12 protein-coding genes are annotated in these 22,555 nt (G+C 63.2%); 8 read left to right on the forward strand and 4 right to left on the reverse strand.

Annotated features, from left to right (window positions below; all coding sequences use genetic code 11):
* Window positions 1-21: 21 nt before the first annotated feature.
* From VLU25_17050 to VLU25_17065, 4 genes are all read left to right on the forward strand, one after another.
* Window positions 22-342, forward strand: coding sequence for an antibiotic biosynthesis monooxygenase (locus VLU25_17050; protein ID HSR69642.1), 321 nt, complete (start codon window positions 22-24; stop codon window positions 340-342).
* A gap of 112 nt (window positions 343-454) precedes the next feature.
* Window positions 455-3,742, forward strand: a complete 3,288-nt coding sequence (locus tag VLU25_17055; GenBank protein HSR69643.1) for a hypothetical protein — start codon at window positions 455-457, stop codon at window positions 3,740-3,742.
* A 303-nt stretch (window positions 3,743-4,045) separates the two neighbouring features.
* Window positions 4,046-4,843 (forward strand): SDR family oxidoreductase, encoded by a 798-nt coding sequence (locus tag VLU25_17060; GenBank protein ID HSR69644.1) that lies wholly within the window; start codon window positions 4,046-4,048, stop codon window positions 4,841-4,843.
* Between the two features lie 49 nt (window positions 4,844-4,892).
* Entirely contained in the window at window positions 4,893-7,157 is a 2,265-nt protein-coding gene (locus tag VLU25_17065) for an ABC transporter permease (protein HSR69645.1), read from the forward strand.
* 250 nt (window positions 7,158-7,407) lie between these two features.
* Here the strand turns inward: VLU25_17065 and VLU25_17070 are convergent, their stop codons facing one another.
* The 4 genes from VLU25_17070 to VLU25_17085 form a co-directional block, all read right to left on the reverse strand.
* Entirely contained in the window at window positions 7,408-8,679 is a 1,272-nt protein-coding gene (locus tag VLU25_17070; GenBank protein ID HSR69646.1) for a hypothetical protein, read from the reverse strand.
* Between the two features lie 118 nt (window positions 8,680-8,797).
* The gene (locus VLU25_17075) at window positions 8,798-10,720 is read right to left on the reverse strand and encodes a M48 family metallopeptidase (GenBank protein HSR69647.1); all 1,923 of its coding nucleotides are present in this window, start codon (window positions 10,718-10,720) and stop codon (window positions 8,798-8,800) included.
* A gap of 112 nt (window positions 10,721-10,832) precedes the next feature.
* On the reverse strand, window positions 10,833-11,429 hold the full coding sequence (locus VLU25_17080; protein ID HSR69648.1) for a LemA family protein: 597 nt from the start codon (window positions 11,427-11,429) through the stop codon (window positions 10,833-10,835).
* A 150-nt stretch (window positions 11,430-11,579) separates the two neighbouring features.
* Window positions 11,580-12,632 carry a methyltransferase gene (locus VLU25_17085; protein HSR69649.1) on the reverse strand — a complete coding sequence of 351 codons (1,053 nt, stop codon included), beginning with the start codon at window positions 12,630-12,632 and terminating at the stop codon, window positions 11,580-11,582.
* Window positions 12,633-12,900: 268 nt separating this feature from the next.
* On the opposite strand from VLU25_17085, the gene VLU25_17090 reads away from it, so the two are divergent.
* The 4 genes from VLU25_17090 (at window position 12,901) to VLU25_17105 (ending at window position 22,552) form a co-directional block, all read left to right on the forward strand.
* Window positions 12,901-13,176, forward strand: coding sequence for a type II toxin-antitoxin system prevent-host-death family antitoxin (locus VLU25_17090; protein ID HSR69650.1), 276 nt, complete (start codon window positions 12,901-12,903; stop codon window positions 13,174-13,176).
* 1 nt (window position 13,177) lies between these two features.
* Window positions 13,178-13,597: a PIN domain-containing protein gene (locus tag VLU25_17095; protein HSR69651.1), complete on the forward strand. Its 420-nt coding sequence runs from the start codon at window positions 13,178-13,180 to the stop codon at window positions 13,595-13,597.
* A 275-nt stretch (window positions 13,598-13,872) separates the two neighbouring features.
* The gene (locus tag VLU25_17100; protein ID HSR69652.1) at window positions 13,873-19,140 is read left to right on the forward strand and encodes an MBG domain-containing protein; all 5,268 of its coding nucleotides are present in this window, start codon (window positions 13,873-13,875) and stop codon (window positions 19,138-19,140) included.
* Window positions 19,141-19,165: 25 nt separating this feature from the next.
* A complete protein-coding gene (locus VLU25_17105; protein ID HSR69653.1) occupies window positions 19,166-22,552 on the forward strand; it encodes a protein kinase in 3,387 nt (1,128 codons plus the stop codon).
* Window positions 22,553-22,555: the final 3 nt, after the last annotated feature.

Here is a 22,555-nt window from a genome sequence, read left to right on the forward strand (position 1 = left end):
CGCGCGGGCACAATGCTTAGCATGATATCGAGAGTCTGGAGGGGATGGACGTCGCATGAGAAGGCCGACGCCTACGAGAAGCTGCTCAATGAAGAGATCATCCCCGCCATCGCCGCCAAGAAGATGCCGGGATACCGTTCCATCAGGGTCTACCGGCGAGTCCTCAACGAACGGGAAGTCGAGTTCATGACCATCATGCGCTTCGACTCGCTGCAATCGATCAAGGCCTTCGTGGGCGAAGACTACGAAGTCGCCCACGTGCCCGAGAAAGCCCGCCAAGTCCTCTCCCGCTTCGACTCGCGCTCCCAACACTTCCAAGAGCGCAGCGAATACCGCTACTGAGTCGAAGGAAGGGGAAATCTCTCCTCCAGCCCCGAAAACCGGATTGCCCAGAGCAGGCTTGATTTATGCGGATTTTTTCGCAATAATGGAGGGGATCTTTCTGGGAGGCGTTATGCGAAGGATTCGGGCCTTCTTGGTTTTCATTGCAGCGATAGCTCTCGGGCTTGTATGCCTGTCGGCTCAGGGCAGGCAGCCGCAATGGATCGAGGACTCGCCTCCTGGGGGCGAAGTCTTTCAGTTGGCTCTGGACGGCGGCAATCCCGATCGAATCTATGCGGCGGCGGGCTATCTCTACGTCTCGCGCAATCGGGGGACGTCGTGGGAATTGCTCGAGCTTCCCCAGAGAGGGATCGGCGCCGTCCTGGCCGCCCCTTCCCAGCCGGGTCTTTTCTATGCCCTGGACCGTCCGACACTGCTGCGAGGCGAGGCGGGCGGCGCCAAGCTGGAGCCGGTTGAATCGACACGCAGTTTCTCTTCCTCGCGGCTGCGGGCCGTCGACCCCGCCAACCCTGACCGGCTCTACATCAGCGACACCGTGGATGTGCAGATGCTGCGCTCTGACGACGGCGGACGCACTTGGCAGGACATCAGTCCTTTCAACGACTTCGACCTCACCGGATTGGCGCTGCATCCCGATGAGCCGGGCTTGCTGCTGGCCTGCGATCCCTCCAGCCTCTGGCGCAGCGAGGATGGCGGCTCGACCTGGAGGCTGGTCTTGTTTCCCTCGTCGGTCCGTTTCGGTGCGCTGTCCTTCGTCTCCGAGCATGGAGCCGTGGCCGCGGGCGACCAGTTGTGGGTCAGCAGCGACCGCGGTCAAACCTGGCAGCGCAGCCAGCCGGACCCAGAGACGCCCATCAGCGATCTGGCTGCCTCGATCTCCGGTCCGACCCGCGTCTATGCCTCCACGGGCTTTCGCGTGCTTCGCAGCGACGACGGCGGACGGAAATTTCAAGAAACGAACCGCGGACTCGAGCATCGCGAGATCACGGATTTGCTGGTGGATCCCCGAGACTCCTCGGTGGTGCATGCGGCTACCCGCTCCGGCGGAGTCTTCATCACCCGCGATGCCGGCGAGCACTGGCATCTCAACAGCGAGGGGATGAGGGCTCTGACCAACCAGGCCATCGAGCTGCAATCAGGCGCCCTGCTGGCCGCCACCGAGGGCGGACTCTTCGCACGCCGTCCTGGCGAGGTCAGATGGAGGCGCCGCGGTGGAACCAACGGCGCGGCCCCGGTGCTCGAATTCGCGCCTACTCCCTTGGGAACCTACGCCTCCTCATCCTCCGGACTCCTTTTCAGCGCCGATGACGGCCAATCCTGGCAGCGCCTCGAACACCCGGATCTTCAAGCAGGATGCCTGGACATCGCCGCGCGCCTGGGCAGTGACGGGGACCCGGCAGAAGCCTTCGCCGTCGTCTACTGCGCCATGAACACCCCGGGCCGAGATCTGCTGCGCATCGAGCACCGTCAGGGCGAAGTGTCGACCCGCCAGATCGAGCAGGGCTTTCAGGGGCTGCAGGACATCGCAATCGATCCCTTCCGCAGGCGGACGGTCTACGTCACCGAATCCGTTTCTGCCTTCTTCGGCGCCCGCTTCGGATCCTTGGCCGTCAGCAGCGACGACGGGGCCACCTGGACCCGTACGGATCCGGACGGCGACGGACTGCTGGGCCTGGCGCTTTCGCCGCAACATGAAGGACGCCTGCTCACTTTCCAGCGCAACACGGTCTACATTTCAAACGACCGCGGAGAAACCTTCGGTCCTTCCAGCATTCCCGGGCAACGGGCGGTGGAATCGGTGGTCATCGATCCCCGCGACCGGCGCACCTACTACGTGGCCTCGGACGTGGAGCTTTTCGTCAGCCGTGACTCGGGTGGATCGCTGCGCAGGCTTCCAAACCTGCCCCGTCCCGGACTCTTCCGCGGCCTCACCATAGGACGCGCCCAGCCCCTCAGCCTGCTGGCGGCGGCCCGCGGCGGCGTTTTCAGGCTGCCCTTGGAAACCGACGTCATCCGGCTTCCACTGGCCTTCGGCGGAGCCCGCACCGACCGCGTCAGCAACGGACATTTGATGCTCTACAACACCTCGGCCGATGCCCCGATCACAGCCGACGTGATCTTCATCAACGAGGAAGGACGCGAGGCCCGCCAGCGCATCAACGTCCCCGCGCGAGGGCTGAGGACCGCCATCACCGTCTCCGGATTCGCCTCCGGTTGGGCCGAGGTGCTGACTTCCGGAGGGGACACCAAAGGGGAGACGCCGCTGCGCCTCCTCAACTTCCTGACGGCCGGAAACGCGGTGGCCGCTGCCGACTCCGGCTCGCTCAGCCGGACCTTCTTCCTGCCGCTGTTGGAGGGCTGGCTTGAGGACGCTTCCACCCTGCTGGCCTTGGCCAATCCCGCCCAAGAGCCTCGCAGCGTCCACCTGCAACTGCGCAACCCCGATTCGGGGCGGCGCGCCGAGGCCGACGTGGAGATTCCGGCCCGGGGGCAGCTCCTGCTCAGGCCTTCGGACATCGAATGGCGTTATTCCCCCGGCTTGGAAACCGACTTTAGCAGCTTCGTCGGCTACATCGAGGGTCACGCCACACCCTCTCCCGTGCTGGTCACGGGACTGCTGCAAGTCGGTCAGGACCTGGCTGCGCTGACCCCCGCCCGTTCCGCCTCTCCGCGAAGCCCCAGGACCGGCCCGGCGGCGGACAACCAACTGCTCTTCCCCCAGTTCGGCCACGGAGAAGACAACGGCGCGCTGCTCGGGGCCAGACTGGTTCTCTTCAACTCCCTGCCGGTCGACGCTTCGGCACAAGTCGATTTCATCGCTTCGGACGGGACCCCGCTGGCCACCGCCCTCAACGACGACTCTCCCCAAGGGCGCTCCGAGGTGACCGTGGCCGCCAACTCGGTGCGCCTCCTGGAAGCCCCCCTGCCGCCGCCCGGACGCCTCGACTTGGGCTGGATGCGCGTCACCTCTTCGCGTCCGCTGCAAGGCTGGCTGATCCTGAGCGGCAACCTGGGGACGGCCACCCTGAGCGGACGTCCGCCCGCGGAGAGCGTCCCGGACACTGCCAACAGCGAAACCTTCCTGCCCGTCGTCAACTCGGTGGCCCCTTTCCGCTCCACCGGACTGGCGGTCGCCAATCCCTCCCAAGAGGACGTCAGAGCCACCTTGCTGCTCTACAATTCCGACGGATTGCGCATCGCCACGGCGCCCTTCGATCTTCCCGCCAATTCCCAGCGCGGAGCCTTCTTGCCCGAAATCGACTTCAGGCCCGAGCCCAACACCGCCCTACCCCCTCTCAACGACTTCGAGGGGCTGCTCGTGGTTTCCTCCCCGGCCCCCCTTTCAACCTCCCTTATCCACCTGCGCCCCGGCCACTTCGCCCTGCTGCCTCTGCCCTAGTGCAGTGCGTCACAAGTTTTGTCGCAAAAGTCTTCAATATGACACTTCGAAGGCTCGTTATTCCCACCCCTTCAGGGTTCTCAAAGAGCAAGAAGGTGCTCCTTGAGACGCTTTGCGGCTTATTCGGGCTGCACTTTTGCAACACCCTCTTCAGCGTTCGGAGCTTTGCCGTCTGAAACCCAGGGCGGCGCCGCCGTCTCGCTAGCGCTCGCCGCGGCTGACCCTTGGGCTGGCGAATGGCTCCCCGGGTCGACCCGGCGAGGCTGCTTGCCGGGCTGCGCCAAGGCAGGCACAATTTCTAGAATGGGACAGTGGGATCTTAAGGAACGGATTGCGCTGGTCACCGGCGGGACCAAGGGCATCGGCCGCGCCGTAGCCCAGGAGTTCCTCAAGTTGGGAGCCAGAGTCTTCGTAGCGGCGCGGCATGCATCCGATGAGACGCTTGATCTCGAGGAAGCCGCCAAATCGGGTTCGGGAGCCCTTTCGGCGGCGGGCGAGAAACCCGTCTTGATCCGGGCCGACCTGTCCCAGCCGGAGGAGCGTAAACGGGTTCTCAGTCAGCTCCGCCAAGCGTGCGGACGTCTCGATATCCTGGTCAACAATGTGGGCATGAACGTCCGCAAGCGGGCGACCGACTATTCGCTTGAGGAATACAGGCGGGTCACCGAGATCAACGCCGTCTCGGCCTTTGACTTGAGCCGCCTCGCTTACCCCCTGCTCAAAGCCGCCCCAGGAGCCTCGGTGGTCACCGTCACCTCGGTCGCCGGACTCACCCATCTCAGCACCGGGGCGCCCTATGCCATGAGCAAGGCGGCCAATAACCAACTCACCCGCAACCTGGCGGTTGAGTGGGCCGCGGACGGCATCCGCGTCAACGCGGTGGCTCCCTGGTACATCGAGACGCCGCTGGCCAAGCAGGTCCTGACGGATGACGACTACCTCGAGGCGGTGCTCGAGCGCACTCCCTTGGGACGGGTGGGCCAGCCTGAAGAGGTGGCGGCGGCCGTGGCTTTCCTGTGCATGCCCGCCTCCTCCTACATCACGGGCCAGTGTCTGGCCGTGGACGGGGGCTTCACCATCTACGGCTTCACGGCCCCCTGACGATGCTATGCTCTACTCAGTCATTGTCGACATCCTGGATTGAAGTCACGTGCGCGTTCGTCTCCTCCATAACCGACTTGCCCGCCGCCTGGCCCGAAGCCGCAGGAGCCAAAACGCCTGGGCCCAACGCCTCGAACTCTCCCGCGGCCACCTTTCCGATCTGGTCAAGGGAAAGCATCCCTACCCTTCAGCCGCTACCCGCAAGAAGCTTCTGGACGGCCTCGATCTGGCCTTTGACGACCTCTTCGAAATCGAGGAGAGCGGGGCCTCTAAGAGCGCCCTGGAGAAGACACGGGAAGCTGGCCCCCGCGCAGGTGCGGGGACGCCGGGTCCGCTGCTGGTCCAGGCGGTCCTCGCGGCCCTGCTGGTGGCCATCTGCACCGGCTCCTGGTATGTCGTGGACCAGCTCTTCCTGGCGCCGCTGCCCTATCCTGATGCACAGCGGCTCCTCGTCGTCCGCCAGAAAGAGGGAGAGCGGATCGGCCCCAGCCCTTCCTGGCCCAACTTCATCGACATTCGCCAGCGGACTCGCCTGCTGGAGTCCATGGCGGCTTACGTCAGCGCCGACGGACTTCCCTTGCGCGACGCCTCGGGCAGCTTCGCCGTTGCGGGTGCCATCGTCACCGAAGACTTCTTCGATACTTTGGGCATCTCGACCCACCTGGGCCGTCTTGGGGAGCACAAGCCTGGCGGCGGTTCGGGCAATCGGGCCCCTATGCCGATCGCCATCGGATTCAATCTCTGGCGCGAGCGCTATGAGTCAGACCCCTCGGTTCTGGGTTCGGAAATCGAGATGCACGGCATCCAGAGCGTCGTGTCGGCGGTCCTTCCCGAGGGCTTCAACTTCCCGGGAGAGAGCCAGATTTGGGCCCCCCACTCCTTCCTCCCCGCCGGAGTCGGCTCGCGCACGGCTCATAACCTGACCGAGGTCATCGCGCGCCTCAAAAAGGATGTCAGCCGATCTGAAGCCGCCCTGGAACTGGACGCCATCGCCTCGCGACTGGCTGCTCTCCACAGCGATCTGGAGCAGAACTTCGGCCTGGCGGCGGTGCCCCTGCGGACCCACCTCAACAGCAGTCTTCAGGAACGAGTCCTGCTCACGGCGGCCGTCGCCTTGCTGCTTTGGATTCTGGCCTTGCAAACCGTCATTCACTTCGGCGCTTTCTGCGGCGCCGGGAACCTCGGATGGGTGAGCTGCCTGGCGGCCGCGCTGGTGGGGTGGCCCGCAGGCCTGGGGTTAGGTCTCCTCCTGAAATCGGCCCTCAACGTCTCCTGGCTGGACCACTCCTTGGCGCAGCATTCAGGGATCTCGCTGGCCGGCTTGGCGGCGGTCAGCTCCGTGGTGGCTTTAAGCTTCGGGCTCATCCCCGCCATCTATCGGCGCCGATCGGCTCACCGGGGACCCTCCCGCTTCTTCATCCTGGCAGGGGCCTTGACCCCCTTTCTCGTCTTGCTGGGGACGGCCATCCATTTCGGGTACCAATGGCACACCGTGTCCAACGTCGATCTCGGCTTCGAACCCGCGGGGCTGATCGAGGTGCGGCTCAACCTGCCCGGCCAAACCGACGCCGATTGGCCCCCGCTGCGCGAGCAGGTCTTTGCCCTTCACGACCGCCTGCTGGAGAGAATCGAAAGCCTGCAAGGGGTCAAGAGAGCCGCGCTTGCCTTCTCGCCGCCGCTCTCGGACGCACTCAAGGTCGATTCGCTGATGCTCAGGGCCGACGATCCCCAAGGAAGCCGGCCCCTGGGCAACTTCGACTTCAGGGTAGTCAGTCGCGAATACTTCTCGCTCATGGGCATGCCCCTGCTGGCTGGACGGGGATTCCGCCGCGGCGACGACGACGGCAGCCAACTGGTGGCAGTAGCCAACGAGAGTCTCGCCGCCCTGGTTTGGGGCAGCGAAGAAGAGGCGATTGGAAAACAAGTGCTGGTTCCCGGCCAATCTTTCGAAACGGGCGACAACCCGCGCCCCTTGCGCATCATCGGCGTGGTCCCCGACGTGCGGCAAAGGGGACTCAGCCGGACTCCCCGCCCGGCGCTCTACACGCCTTATACCCAGCATCCGGTGCGTGCGCCCTATATGCGGCTTCTGGTCAGGGCCTCCGATTCGCCTCAAGAAACGGCTGCGCTGGTCTGGCAAGTGGTGTATGAAGTCAGCCCCGAGATCCCCTCCTCCCAGCCGAGGATCCTGCAGGACCTCATCGAAGCCCGCACTCGCCCGCTCCGTTTCAAAGCCGTGCTCTCGATCTTCTCCGCCGGGCTGGGGGCGCTTCTCTGCGCCGCCGCCATCTTTCTGGCTCACAGGAGCGCCTAGCGCTGCCGGTCATAAGTTCTGAGCCAGGGCCCTCCGTTCTTGTCCCTGACAGGGACGGATTCGCCCGCCCAACGACTGTGCTAAAAGTCAAGTCCGGGCTCGCTGAAGGCGAGCGATTCGCCAGCCCAGGGTCAGCCCCGGCGAGCGCCAGCGAGACGGCGGCGCCACCCTGGGTTTGGAAGGCAAAGGTGCGAACGCTGAAGGCGTGGGATAACGCCACAGGCTGGCTCAAAACTTCTGACGCAATGCACTAGCGCGGACCATTGCCTTGGTCTCGAGCCTCCTGGATGAGCGCCTGGGCCCACTCGATGGAACCGGGATCGGTTCCGCCCAAGACCAGAGCCAGGTCGAAGGCGAAGGCCATCTCCTCGAGTTGAGGCCCCAACTTGAAGAGGCCGCTGTGCAGATAAGGGCGCAGCGGACGCAGGTCGATCAGAGTCCACCTGTGAGGAGAGGACACGGCCGCAATGGGCGCCCATTCCTCGTGATCGGAAATCGACCAGTGACGGCCCGGCTCGTTGATGACGCTGATGCCGACGTGCAGCGATTCGTAACCGTTGAATCGGGCCAATTCGCCGGCCAGATTGCCCAACGTGAAGACGTTGCCCTGGTTGCGTCCTCTGAGGCTGTGCCAGTGGCCCGATTTGATGAGCACCCTGGGAAGCGAATCACCGGCTGCCTGAGCCCTCCGGTACTGGCGCAAAAAGGCGTCCTTCATCATCTCCTCCCTTTCCAGGTTCGAGAAGTAGCCGCTGGGATTCTCGCGGGTGTGCTCTCTGAAAAGACGGATGTTGCGGGCGGAAGAGGCCAGCCATTGCAGCTTCCAGCGCACCTCGGCGTCCTCCCCCTCGGCCTGCCCCGGCAAGGCCTCGAACAGCTCGGGCTTGCTGCCCATCAACCGCTCCCGCTCCAGCAGGTTGGCGAGATTGAATTCCCTGGCCTGCCGGGCAAGGCTGGAGAGCTTGGCGGACAGGTCCGGGTCCGTCACCGACTGCGACAACTGGCGCAGCGCCGGCGCCGACGAAAGCGATCGGTCGACGCCCCAGACGCGGGGAATCCGCGCGCCCTCGATGGCCGAGACGTCGGCGATCATGTGGAGTTCCTGATCGGTGTAGAAGTGAAGGGCGCCAGGGTACTCCGAGGCCACCTCGACCACGCCTTCCCTGCCCTTCTCGCGCCCCGCCAGCGACATGGCCTCGATGATGAACGGCCCCTGTTCGAGGGCCAGGTAGTCGAATCCATAACTGGAATGCAGCGCCTTGAAGAGAGCCGTGGTGAACTGGGGGACCTGTTTGACGTTATGAGGCTCACCCAGCACCACGAACTGCGCCAGAGCGGCCTGCTTGAGCAGGTAGTCCAGCCCTGGACCGCCCAGTTCGCCTTCTTCGTCAATGCGATGGCTGTTGGCCTGCAACATCTCCTCTAGCGTGGGTCCCGGCTGGGCGGCCAGCGCGGAGGCCAGAAGTCCCGTGACGGCTGCTGAACGCATCCACTCAGGCATCGATATCTGTAATCGCTTCATACCCTGGCATCAAAGGGCTTGAACGGTCGGAAGTCAACGGGGCGGGCGGGGAATATGTTCGGGGTGTTCGGACTTGGCCGGTTTCTCCGAACGTTTAGGAACAGTTTTGCCGAGTTGGTTAGGCCTGGCCGTCGTCCTCGGCGGCAAAGGGAGGCACGGGGCATCCCAGGGTGTCGGCGATCCCGCGCAGCAGTTCCCCTTCTTTGACCGTCACCCGGTTGTCGCTGGACACGGTGGCGGCGCAGGCCTTGAGCAACTCGCGCTTGATCTGGGGCGAACCCTCATTGAGCGTCTCGAGAGCCCGGCCCAGGTCATCCAACCCGCACTCCTGGCGGGAACACCAGCGCAAATCAGCAAGATCGAGCACCTGGGCGCCGGTGTGGAATGCCCTGCGGGCCTCGATGACGTCGCCGTGGCCCGCATAGGACAGGCGGCTGAGCAGCACCGAGCAGGGCTGGGCCAGCACTTTAAGCGAGCGGTGGCGGACCGGGGGCGGCTTGCTGGCACCGAACTCGGCCTCCAGGTGGCGCATCAGCACGCGTCCCAGCACCCATTCGAAGACGGCCTCCCGCTCGTCGGCGGCGATGAGGCCGTCGACGCAGGTCCGAAAAGACCGATATTGATCGGGCGAAAGGCCGCGCAACGCCGAAATGGCCATATCCACCAGCGGCAGGCGGGCCTGAGGACCTGCCTTGCGCACTTCAGGCAAAAGCTGCGCCGTCAGCTTGACCACCTGCGGATCGGCCTTTTCCTGCAGCAAAACCATCTGACGCGAACGCACCTGGTCGTCTTCGTGGAGCAAGAGCGCGTAGATGAGCGCGCGGGCGCTGTAGGTTTCGCGGACGGAGTCGAGCAGGACCGCGGGCAACGTGGCCAGGAGCCTGGACATGAACCCGTAGCTCTCAGAGTGGGGCGTTCCGGCCCGCTCCAGGATGCGGGTGGCCAGCAGGTCCTTGGGCTTCATGTCCACCAGCGGGACGGGAGGAGTCGTGGCTTCCTCGGCCTGCTCCTCGGGCGGCTTGAGGCGCGGAAAGCGTCCGTCGAAATCGGGCTCCAGCCGCAGGATGCGCTGCTTGAGGGGCGGATGGGTGGCGGCCCAGCGGGAATAGCTCCTTTCCAGCCGGGCGGAAAAGAGCATATGGCTGATCTCTTGGGTTGAAGCCGCCATCTTGGCCGCACGCCGGCCCAGCCCGCCGATTTTCTTGAGCGCTCCCGACAGCCCGTGTGGATTGCGGGTGAACTGCACAGCCGAGGCGTCGGCCAAGAACTCGCGCTGGCGCGAGACGGCCGACTTGATCAGGCTGGCGCTCAGCGTCCCCACCCAGCCGATCACCAGCAGTCCGGCGCCCAGCATGAAGATGGCCCCGTTGCCGTCTTTCTTCTTGGACGAGGACGAACTCCTGCTGCGTCCCGCCGAGCGCATGATCATCTCGCCCACCAAGCCCAGCACCAGAATGCCGTGAGCCAGGCCGATAAGGCGCAGGTTGAGGCGCATGTCGCCGTTGAGGATGTGGCTGAACTCGTGCGCGATCACGCCTTGGACCTCTTCCCGCTTGAGCAGCTTCACCGTGCCTTCGGTGACGCCGACGACGGCGTCTCCAGGCTGGTACCCGGCGGCGAAGGCGTTGATCCCCTCTTCCTGCAGCAGGTAGACGGGCGGCACGGGGACGCCCGAAGCCAAGGCCATCTCCTCGACCACGTTGAGGACGCGGCGTTCGTTGAGGTCGCTGGTCTGGGGCGGAATCAGGCGTCCGCCCATCGATTCCGCCACCACCCGTCCGCCGCCCCTCAGGCTCCACAGCTTCCACAGTGAGCCCGACCCCACGATGGTCACCACCGAGATCAAGGAAATCCAGAAAATCGGTACGTTGACCAAGTCGAGTTGAGAGAAGACCTCGCCTTCATCGCTGAAGGCGTAGGTGAAGACTCCCAGCAGGAGCAGGTAGACGGCCAGGAACACCGCCAGGACCGCCAGCGCAAATAAAAAGAGCAGCCTGCGGCTGTTGCGCCGCGCCAGCTCTTGATGCTCGAAAAAGTCCATGTGGTCTGATCGCTAGGGCCACAAGGCGGCCGACAAGTTCGCCCACCCGTCAAGTTCTGCCGCCCTCGTCGACGGCCGGTATTCTCTCGATGGTATTGGTCTCTCGCTCATACTAGGTGAAGGAGACCTTGGGCGCCTCACGTTCCTCGGGCGCGGCGATCACGTCCAGCAATTCGGCCTGCTGAAAATTGAACATGCCGGCGATGATGTTGTTGGGGAAGGACTCGCGATAGGTGTTGTACTGCATGACCGAATCGTTGTAGGACTGGCGGGCGAAGGCCACCTTGTTCTCGGTAGCGGTCAGTTCTTCGCTCAACTGCATCATGTTCTGGTTGGCCTTCAGGTCGGGGTAGGACTCCATCACCGCGAAGAGTCGTCCCAGGGCTCCTTGCAGGGCTCCCTCGGCTCCGCTCAGATTGCGGATGGCGTCGGGATCGTCGGGGTTGGAGGCCGCCCTGTCGTTGGCCTGCTGAGCCAGGTTGCGGGCCTCGGTGACGGCCTGAAGCGTCTCCCTTTCGTGCTTCATGTAGCCTTTGGCCGTCTCCACCAGGTTGGGGATCAGGTCATAGCGCCGCTTCAACTGCACGTCGATCTGCGCGAAGGCATTCTTGAAGCGGTTGCGCAGGCTCACCAAGCGGTTGTATTTGCCCGCTACCAGCACCACCGCCAGCAGCAGGACCACAATCAGGACGATCAGAAACAAGTACATGAGTCCACCTTTCCTTGGGAAGAATTCCCCGTGCCCATGTTTGTACTGCTACCCACCCCGCCCGTCAACCGGCATATACGCCGCGGCCCTTCAGGGCATTCAGTGGCTGTCGAGCGTTGGGGGGGGAGGAGGCTGACCGCCTCGCGACCGTCACTTGTAGGCCACTGCCGCGCTCGAAGGTCCGGTCAAGGGAATGATCTCGAAGCGCTTGAATCCGGCTTCTCCGCACCATTGGCGGAAATCGGCTCCCGTGTAATCGAAGCCGTCGCCCAACTCGATGAGCATGTTGAGGGACATCAACAAACCGAAGGCGTTCTCCCGCCGCGCGTCGTCGATGATGTTCTCGACGGCGATGAAGGCCCCGCCCTCGGGAAGGGCTCGAAAGGCCTTGGCGATGAGCATCTTTTTCTTCTCCAGATTCCAGTCGTGGAGGATATTGCCCATTGTAATCACGTCGGCTTTCGGCAATTCGTCCTTGAAAAAGTCGCCGCCGACAGCTTCGATGCGGCCGCTCAGGCCCGCCTCCTCGATGTGCTGGCGGGCATGGGGCTTCACCACCGGCAGGTCGAAGCTCTTGAAGGTGAGATGAGGATGTTGTCGGGCCACCGTGCGTGACAGGAGCGCCAAGGCGCCCCCGATGTCGCTGACCGTCCGGTAGCGGGAAAAGTCGAACTTGCGGGCCAGTGCCTCGAAGTTGGCCGCCTGAAACCCGGTCATGGCCGCCAGAAAAGTGCCGAGCTTGGCGTGATCAGCGTAGAGTTCCTCGAAAATCGGCTTGCCGTGCACCTTGCCTTCCGTCTGGGCCTGACCAGTCCTCAGCGCGGTTCCCAGGTCGTTCCAGAATCCGAAGAGCCGCGAATTCAGCATCTCGGGAAGCCCTCCGATGTAGCGGGGACTGCTTCGGTCCAGGAAGGCCGCCGTTTCGGGGGTGTTGCGATAGCGTCCCTGGGGACCGTCGCCCTCCCGGTCGAGGAACTTGAGGGCCACCAGAGCATCGAAAAAGTCATACCAGCCGCGAGGATGCATCTCGAGTTCCCGGCCCAGCTCCTGGGCCGTCATGGTCCTCTTTCCCAGCACCGAAAACAAGTCGAACTCCACCGCCGTCAGCAGGACCTTGGAGGCCCAAAATGCGGTCGCGGTCTGCAGGATGTAGCCGGCATCCAGAGGGCGGCTGTCATCCTTTTCAAATCTGACGCTGTGCATCTCATTCTCTCCCTGCCACGCCGGCGCTCAGCGGCGCCGGGCAAAAGGCGCAAAAACGTCGCCGGGCGCCGCCGCCGTCCCTGCGCCAGAGGGTAAATTAACTCTCTTGCCCGGCGGGGGCAACAAAAATCAAACGAACCTGCCATTTCGTCGCTCACAGAGGGGATGACGCGTTCTAGATAGTGGGCCACTTGTGTGAGGTGGACTCAGCCCAACCAAAGAACCATAAAATTGACTAGACTAGTCAGATTCTCTTATGATCGGAGCTATGGACGTGTATTCGACTTATGAGGCCAAAGCCAAGTTCAGCGAGATCATGCGCAAGGTCCGTGCCGGACAGCATGTCTTCGTGACCTTTCACGGACGCAAGGTGGCTGAAATCAGGCCCATCGCCCAAGAGGAGCAGTCGCTTGAGGACAGGGTACGCCAACTGAGGCAGGAAGGAGTCATGGTGCCTTCTTCCTATCCCCGTCCGCACGGCATGCCGAAGCCGATTGCCGTACCTTCGGGAGCGCTCCGACGATTTCTGGAGGAGCGTGACTGACATGCCTGAGATCGCCTATCTGGACACCTCTTTGCTCTGTGCCCTGGCCTTTGCCGAAGAATCTTCCGGCACCCTGAAACGGCTGTTGACGAACTATGACGGGGTGGTCTCCTCAAACCTTCTGGAAGCTGAATTTAGAGCGGCTTTGGAGCGGGAGAAGGGATCGAGCGTCGAGGCTGATCGCTGGTTGGGGCTGGTCGAATGGATTCTGCCACCGCATCCGCTGAGCCAGAAAATCGCGCTCATTCTTGAAGTCGGCTACTCCAAGGGATCCGACCTTTGGCACCTGGCCTGCGCACTGGACGCCTTCCCCAAGCCCGAAGAGGTAACTTTCGCCACCCTGGACCGCCGCCAATGGCAGGTGGCCAAAGAACTGGGCTTTCAAATGCTGCCCCAGGCCTTGGAGGCTCTGCCCGAATGACGAAGCCGATCCCGGGCTGGCCTAACGGGGATCGGCTCGCGTTTCCCCTTCACCTGTGACCCCCTGAGACTCGACAGCGGCTGGTGACAGAGAGAAGAGGGAGAAGCGCGATTCGAAATGAGCCAAGTATCACAAAGACGATATTGACCATTAAACCGTGCTTTGATAGCATTCACGCTGCGAGTTTCACTTCTACCGAAAGTCTTTGGAGGGACGGGGCCATGGGTGTGTTGGGGAAGGCGAATCGGTGTCTCTACGCCGCATTAATCGGGCTTTTGGCCGCATCGGCGGCCATGGGCCAGGATGTCCCGGATCCCGCCTTGCGGGCGGGAGCGAACATCAACATGGCCGGAGGGCCGGTCAGCGTCCAAACGGATGACGGCACCCCCACCGGGAACTTGGCGGGGTTGATCGAAGGAGACCCCTTCTTTACCAAGCAGAACGAGCTTTCCTTCGCCGTTTCCAGCCGCAACGGCCGCCACATCTTGGCGGGAGCCAACGACTACCGGGCCGTCAAGATCCCGTTGCTCGAGACCCCGCCCGCTTTGGGCTCGGCCTCTTCGGGAGATGTCTGGGGCGGAGTTTTCGTCTCGCTGGACCAGGGCCGGCACTGGCGCAGCACCCTGCTGCCCTGCTATCCTCAGGACACTCGTCCTCAATGCCAGGACTCGCCTCTGTTCGGATTTCAAGCCGTAGCCGATCCACAGGTGCGGGCCGGAAGCCACGGCCTGTTCTATTACTGCGGAATCGTCTTCAACCGGGGGAACAACGCCGTCGGGGCGGTCTTCTGCAGCCGCTTCATGGACTTGAACAATGTGGAGGGAGTCGACTTTCCCCTGGCTCTGCCCAGTCCGCCCGACCCCTCCCAGCCTTTCGCCAGCCCCATTCAGCACATCGACGACAACATCATCCAGTCGGGGACGGCCGGGCAGTTCCTGGACAAGATCTCAGCCGCCGTCGACATCGTCCGAAGCGGCGCCCAGTCGGCCGACATCTCGGTTCCCCTGAACTGCGACCCGACCGACAATCCCGCCTGCCTGGCAGCCGACGGCGAGGACGGCTCGATGGACGGCTTCATCACCCAGACCATTCCCTGTGGCACCGTCTACGTAGCCTATGCCGATTTCACGGGAGGCACCAAGAATCCCAACAGCAAGCTGCTGGTCTCGCGCAGCCTCGACTGCGGCCAGAGTTGGGAGAACGCCACCGTCGTCAATCAAACTCAAGGCGTGAGCCAAGGTGCGGTTGTCAAAGTGGCGCCTGACGGCAGGGTTTCTGTGGCCTGGCGCCAGTTCGGACTGGACGGCGAGCTGAATTCGATTTGGATCGCCCGACAGGAGGCCGGCGAGTCGAACAAGCTCAAGTTCGATCCAGCCGTCAAGGTGGCCGACCTGGAAGCCTTTGAAGGCAGCCAGCCTTTCGATCTTCCCACCCGCGCCGCCGACATGACCGACAGCAGCGGCAGTCCGGTGGAGGACCCTTATGTCGGCTTCCGCACCAACACCTATCCCACGCTGGCCATCGACGCCCAAGGACGCCACTACCTGGCCTGGTCTCAGAAGGGCTGGGGAGCCGACGTGGACGGAGACGGGGCCATCAGCGACGGCGCCCGCATCGTCATCACCACCAGCCTCGACACCATCAACTGGACCGCTCCCGCGCCGGTCGATCCTCAGGTTCCGGCCTCGGGGGCGGGCGCGGCGGGAGCCGCCAGCGCCGATCTGGCCCTGCCCCGAGGCCACCAGATCATGCCTCATCTGACGGCCATGGAAGGCAGGGTGGCCATGGTCTTCTACGATTTTCGCGAGGACGTCTTTCCCGATATCCTGCGCAGGCTGAGGTCGAGCCAGTGTGACGACCCGGACGAAGACCTCAACGGCGACGGCCGCAGCGACTTCGTCGACTGCTGCATCAGCGAGGTGGGCAACGCCGAGGGCGCCAATGCCGAGATCACCGCCGCCGACTGCGAAAGGCTGGACGATCCCGAGTTCCTGGAATCGCTGATCCCTGTCGATCCGACCCATTTCGCGCCCTTGCCGGTGCGTCATACCGTCGACGTCTATGTGGCCGAGGCCCTGCCCCACGAAAGCCCGGTTTTTGCCCTGACCAAGGCCTCCAAATACGCCAGAGCCATCGTTCCCAAGCGCGATGCGCAGGGCAATCTGCTGCCCGATGAGTACGACCTGGTGCAACTGCGCTATCCCGCCGCCAACTATCCTCTCTACGGCGGCGACAAGGCCTTTATGGGCGACTATATCGAGATCAACGGCGCCGACATCCTGGCTGGGCCCAATGGCGGCTGGATGCAAAATCTGGCTCGGCCGTCCTGCAAGAGCGGTGTCGACTGCGTTCCCTCGCCCACCGCCCACGTGGCATTCGCGGACAGCCGCGACGTGGTCCCTCCCCAGCCTGAAACGGTGCTCGATTCCGAGGGCCGGGAAGTGCTGCAACAGGACTGGGCCAGCGAGTACCTGGGCATTCCGGGACGAGCCCGCATGCTCGATCAGAATCCCTACACGGCTCGCTTGAGCGGCGGGGTGGCCTTGGGGTCGCCGGGTAATTTCAAACCCCTCTTCCTCGATGCTGAGCAGTCCCGCGCCTTCGCCCTCATCCTGGAAAACACCCTCAACGAGGGAACTCTCACGGGCTCTTCATGGACCCGGGGATCGCGCTTCTACCGGTTGTCTTTTCAGGCCCCGGCCGGGATCGAGGTTTCCTTCACGCCCGATTTCTCTTCTCCCACGATGGACGTCGAGGCGGAGAGCCTGACATCCATCGGCGTCACTCTTTTCGCCAGGAAGGGCATCTCAAACGACCTCAGACCTAGAATCACCGTCTTCGCCAACGAGATCGAGGCCATCGGCGCGCCCGGCTTCAAGAGCGGAGGCCTGCAGGCCTCGACCGTGATCAATCCTGATCGTTCCAATCCGCTGCCGGTCAACGTCGACCTGGTGGACGGGGCCAGCGATATTTTGAGCGAAGAAATCCACACGCCGCAGTTCATCCCCTTCGACTGCCGCGAGTTCCTCGATCTGACCGGACCCGACGGCCTGCCCGACAACAAGGTCGACGATCCCTCGTTGCTGCTGATTTTCCCGGCCTGCACCCCGCAATTGGGGCCGGATGGAGTAGTAACCGACTGGCCTCAAGTCATCGCCCTGGCCACCTACTGGCCGGAATTAACGGATCCCGGCAAGCCCTTCGCCCTCAACGCCTCGCTCTTCAACGCTTCGTTGTTCAATGCCTCGCTCTTCAATCCGGCCATCTACAGCGCCTCTCTGTTCAACCCCGCGCTGTTGGATCAGAGCGTCTACAACTGGGCTAATGCTTCGCTTTTCAACGCCTCGCTGTTTAATGCTTCGCTCTTCAATGCTTCGCTCTTCAACGCCTCCCTGTTCAACGCTTCGCTCTTCAATCCGGCCATCGCCGACTCGATCCGCAACGCCTCTTTGTTCAACGCCTCGCTCTTTAACGCCTCCCTGTTCAACGCTTCGCTCTTCAACGCCTCCCTCTTCAATGCTTCGCTGTTCAATGCCTCTCTCTTCAACGCCTCGCTCTTTAACGCCTCGCTTCTCAATGCGTCGCTCTTCAACGCCTCTCTCTTCAACGCCTCGCTTTTCAACAACCCCGTCAACGGGCCGGTCGACGGACAGCAGGGCGTAGTGGGAGGGATTTTCCCCTCCGAGCAGATCTACAATTCGGCCATTTTCGCCAGTCCGCTCAAAGATGGAACCAAGATCGTCGATCTGACCTGGCAGATCGACACGCTGGCCAACACCAGCTCGGGGTACTTCTTCTTTCCCCTTTTCCAGCGCCTTCCTGACAACGCCCAGTTGATCATCCGGCGAGTCAGCCAAAGCCAGACGGTGGCGCTGGATCCGGATTGCCTGGCTACTTCGCCCACTCCCCAGGACTGCCCGCTCAAGGCCTTCCCGATTTTCGACCAGGAGATCCTGGCCAACATCATCGGACTGCCTGATTTCAGGGACCTGGACCCCAGCGTCCTCAACCAGATTCTGCTCCAGTCGACTTTCACGGCGCCACCGGGCGGGCGGATTTTCGCCACCTTGAGGGCCACTTGCGTCCCCGACGGCAGCGATCCGCTGATCTGCCGGGACGGCTACGATCCCTCAAAAGTGATCGGAGTTGTGGTGCCCCAAGCCGAAGAAGACGGTCTGTCCGGCACCTGGACGGTGCTGGAATCGGGAGGGACGGTCTCGGCGGCTTTCGATGAGCAGGTGAGCTTCACGGCCAAAGTGGGCTCCTACAACGGTTCGCTTCCGGCGGGGAGCGTCGACTTCTTGGTCAACGGCATTCTGATCGGGTCGGGTCCTCTGACGGACGTGGGTGGTCAGGCCAAGGCCCAGATCAGCTTCACGCCCGGCGATCTCGGCCTCAATGCCGCCGGCTCTCCCTATTCGGTGCAGGCCAAGTACGTGCCCGACCAGGGATTCCGCTGCGGACTGGGCGACGCGGGTGGCGAAAGCGGCTGCTTCTCCCAAGTCGTGGAACTCATCGTCACCCCGGTGGACATCAGCGGGGACGAAATCGAGGTGGGGGTCTTGCTGGATGTCGGCACCTGTGACACGGGGGCCTTCAGCGACGGCGTGATCCGGGCCACCTTCGACGGCGATCCCATCGAGGTCTGCGTGCGCAGCGCCCTTGACGAGCAAGGCCAGCCGGTGCTGCCGCCTTCCGTAACCTTCCAGCTCGCCTACCGCGACTCAGACGGCAACGACCTGCCCGGAGCGCCTACCGATGCCGGGACTTACACCGTCGTCATCACCGTCGAAGACCGCCTGGGCAATTACACCGGGCAGCTCGAATTCACCCTGATCATCGACAAAGCCGCCCTGACGCTTATTTTCGAGGACCAGAGCCTGACCTATCCCGAGCCGTTGGCGGCGGTCCTCAACGCACAGGTCTTGCCCCCTGACGGCGGAGCGGTGGTGCGCTACTTCCTCGATTCCGCCGAGGGGCAAGAAGTCTTCCCAGAAACCGTCCTAGACCCCAGTCCGACACCCTACGTCATCGTGGCCGCGGCCTCGGAGACCGACAACTACCTCTCGGCCCAGGCCAGCGCGCTGATCACGGTCAGCTTCGTCGAATTCGCCGGTTTCGCTCCTCCGGTAGGTCCGGCCGGCGACTTCAATGATCCGGACTCGGTACCCTTTGTCGGCTCTTTTGCCGTCAGCAAGACGCTGACCTTGAAGTGGCAGCTTTCACAAGACGGGACCGAGGTTAATGACCTCGATTTGATTCACTCGATTACGATCTCGGAGGCCAGCCCCCGCGTCGATGGGAGCTGTTCGTTTGACGCGAACCAGACGATTCCGCTATACCCGAGTTGCGCCTCTACGGAGGTTTGCGCTGGCGGCACCGACCTGCGGTCATCCAGCCAATACGTCTTCAACTGGAAGCTGTCGTCCAGCGAAAGCGGGACCTCGGTGCCGACCGGATGCCGCACCCTGGTCGTCAATCTCGGAAGCGCCGCCGATGGCAAGGTTTTCGCAAGCAAGGCCGTTATTCTAGAGATCCGCTGATCCACGGCGGCCGAGGGTGAAGGTTATGCCTCGAGAAAGCGCCTTTATCAGCCATTCCAGCGAGGACTCGGAGGCCGCTTTGCAGGTCGAGGCCACCCTGCGCGAGCTGGGATTGCAGACGGTTCGCGATCAAGAACTGGATCCGCGGGAAGCGGCTCCCAAAGCCATCGGAAAGGCCATTTCCTCACACGACTTGATGGTAGTGGTCTGGTCGCAGCACGCGGCCAAGTCCAAGCAGGTCGAGTTCGAGTGGAATGCAGCCATAGCCCTCAACAAGACCATTATTCCCTGCTTGCTCGACCAGACGCCGCTTAAACCCTCGTTGGTCAGTTTTCCAGGAGTCTCCTTCAAAGAGTGGAGCGATTCGGTTTCCCAGATACTGGCGGCGCCCCACGGGCCCAGCGGCGGAGAAGAACAGCGGTCAAAGGTCCTGGAGCGACTCGACACGATCCCTCCCTCCGACCAGGAGGCGATGTTCAACGCGGGCACCCTGCTGATGCAGCAGTCGATTGAGCAACAGCAGGTGGATTCCGGCGCCGATACCATCGTGAACCTGCCCCCCGAACCTGAGAAGAAGGCCCCCGAAGGCACAACCCGGGCAGGTTCGGACGAGGACCACAGCCAAACCGATCCGTTTGGCGAGGGCATGACTGTGGCCGGGCGCTATCGCATCCGCAAGTTGTTGGGGCAGGGCGGCATGGGGGCTGTCTATCACGCCTACGACAACGCCCTGCAGCGCGAAGTGGCCCTTAAGGTCATCAAGCCTGAAATCGCCAATCAACCTGAAATGCTGGAGCGCTTCAAGCGCGAGATCCAGCTCTCGAGCGTGGTCACCCACCGCAACGTCCTGCGCGTCTACGACCTGGGAGAAGCCGAAGGCGTCACCTTCCTGACCATGCAGTACGTGGACGGCGAAAACCTGTCGGAGCTGCTCAAGCGCGAGGGCAAGCTGTCGCAGACGGTGCTGGGTGTTTTCCGCCAGATCTGCGAGGGTCTCAAAGCGGCTCACGAGCAGGGCGTAATCCACCGCGACCTCAAACCCGACAACGTCATGATCGACTCCTCGGGCCAGGTTCTGCTTACCGACTTCGGACTGGCCAAGTCGATGCAGCAGACGGCCATGACCCAAGCGGGCCAACTGATGGGGACGCCCGACTATATGTCTCCGGAGCAGGTCAAGGGCGAGGAGATCGACGAGAGATCCGATATCTATTCGCTGGGCGCCATGCTCTACCAAATGGCCGCCGGAAGGGTGCCTTTCAGCGGCCACACGGTCTTTGAGGTGATGATCCAGCGGACCGTCAAGCCGCCGGCTGCAGTGACCACTTTCAACCCTGACGTGCCGCCCTTTTTGGAAGACGTTATCGCCCGCTGCATGGCGCGAGAGAAGGAGGCCCGCTACGCCTCCGTCGATGAACTCCTGGCCGATCTTGACCGGGGCATGGAGACCGGAAGGTCCTCTTTCGGAGGCCGCTTCTTCTTGCGCAGGCTAGGGTCTTTGAAGAAAGCCCTGAGGAGCAAGCGTGTCTGGATCGCGGCGCCCGCCCTGGTCCTGCTGGTGGTGGCGGCGACATTCCTGGTGCTGAACCTGGGAATCCTGAACGAGCCTCCGCCGGCAGCTTCTCTTGAGCCCATGAACGTCTTGATCGCCGACTTCGCCAACGAGACGGGCGAACGGGTTTTTCAGGGCACCATCGAACAGGCTCTCTCCATCGGCCTGGAAGGGTCGGCCTTTCTGGAGTCCTTCCGGCGCGAGCGGGCCCGCGACATTGCAGCCCAATTGAATCCTGACCTGGATCGGCTGGATCAGGAGGCCGCCCGTCTGGTGGCGCAGCGCGAGGGCATCGACGTGGTGGTGAGCGGACGCATTGCCCGCTCGGGCGATTCCTACTCGATTTCCCTGCAAGCCGTGGACGCCTTCTCAGGCGACGTGCTCGATACGGAGCAGGCCCGCGCCGCCAGCCGCGAAGAGGTGCTTGAGGCGGTTGGGACTGCCGCTGTGGGACTTCGGCGCGCTCTCGGCGACCGAGCCTCCGAAGCCGAAATGCGGGCCTCGGTCGAGACCTTCACCAGCAACTCGCTGGAGGCCGCCCAAGCCTATGCCCGGGCCCAGGAAGTGCAGCAGCAGGGCCGCTGGCAGGAGGCAATCAACTACTACAAGTCAGCCGTCGAACTCGATCCCGAGATGGGACGCGCGTACTCGGGCCTGGCGGTCATGAACTTCAACCTGGGCAACCACGAAGAGGCCGACCGCTACTTCCTGCTGGCCATGTCGCACCTGGACCGGATGACGCCCCGCGAACGCTACCGGACGCGCGGCAATTACTACATCCTGCACCGCGACTTCGAGAAAGCGGTAGAAGCCTATTCGGCGCTGGTTGAAGAAGTGCCCGGCGACCGGGTCGGGCGGGCCAACTTGGCCTACGCAGCCTTCTTCGCCCGCGAGTTCGAGAACGCCTATGAGCAGGGCAAGGCCATGGCCGACGCCAATCCTGGCAACGTCGTCATGCGTGCCAATTCGGCTTGGTACGCCATGTTTGCGGGCGACTTGGAAACCGCTGAGAGCGAAGCCCTCAAGGCTCTTGAGCTGGACGATTCTTTCGAGGCCACCTACGTTTATCTGGCTTTGACCAAGCTGGCTCAAGGAGACGTGGAGGAGGCCCGCCGCACCTGGCTCCGCCTGAGTGAGAGAGGAGAGCAAGGAGCCTCTACTGCCGCCGCAGGACTGGCCGACCTGGCGGCCTATGAAGGGCGCTTCCGGGACGCCCTCGATATCTTGCAAAACGACCTGGCCCGCGAGAACCCCGCGCTTCCCGGCCTCAAGCGCATCGCCATGGCTTCGGCCTATATCCAATTGGGAGAAGAGGAACCGGCCTTGCTGTGGGCCGAAAGAGCCCTAACGAATACTCGCAAGCTGGGAGTCATCTTTCAGGCTGGGCTGGTCTACCTGCGCGCCGGACAATTCGAAAGGGCGGCTGAGCTGGCCGAGCGCCTCAGCTCCAGCCTGCAGATCGAGGAGCAAGCCTACGGCAAGCTTCTCGAAGCTGAAGCCCAGCGGCTGCAGGAAAACGTCCAGCAGGCTATCCGCACCCACCGCGAGGCTCAGCGCCTGGCCGACACCGTCATGGGACGCTTTCTGCTGGGTCTGGCCTACCTGGACGGTGAAGCCTTTCCTTCGGCCTATTCCGAGTTCGAGGCTTGCCTGAACAGGCGGGGCGAGTTTACGGCGCTGTTCCTGGACGAAACACCCACCTACCGCTACTTCCCTCCGGTTCACTTCTACATGGCCCAAGCCCAAGAGGGACTGGGAAGCCCGGCCGCCGCGGCCTCCTATCAGAAGTTTGTCGACATCCGCGGCCAGGGATATCCGGATTCCAAGCTTTCTCAAGCCCTTTCCAAGCTGTCGCCCTGAAGC

Source organism: Acidobacteriota bacterium (assembly GCA_035471785.1).
In the GTDB taxonomy this organism is placed as follows: Bacteria; Acidobacteriota; UBA6911; order RPQK01; family DATIPO01; genus JANQFM01.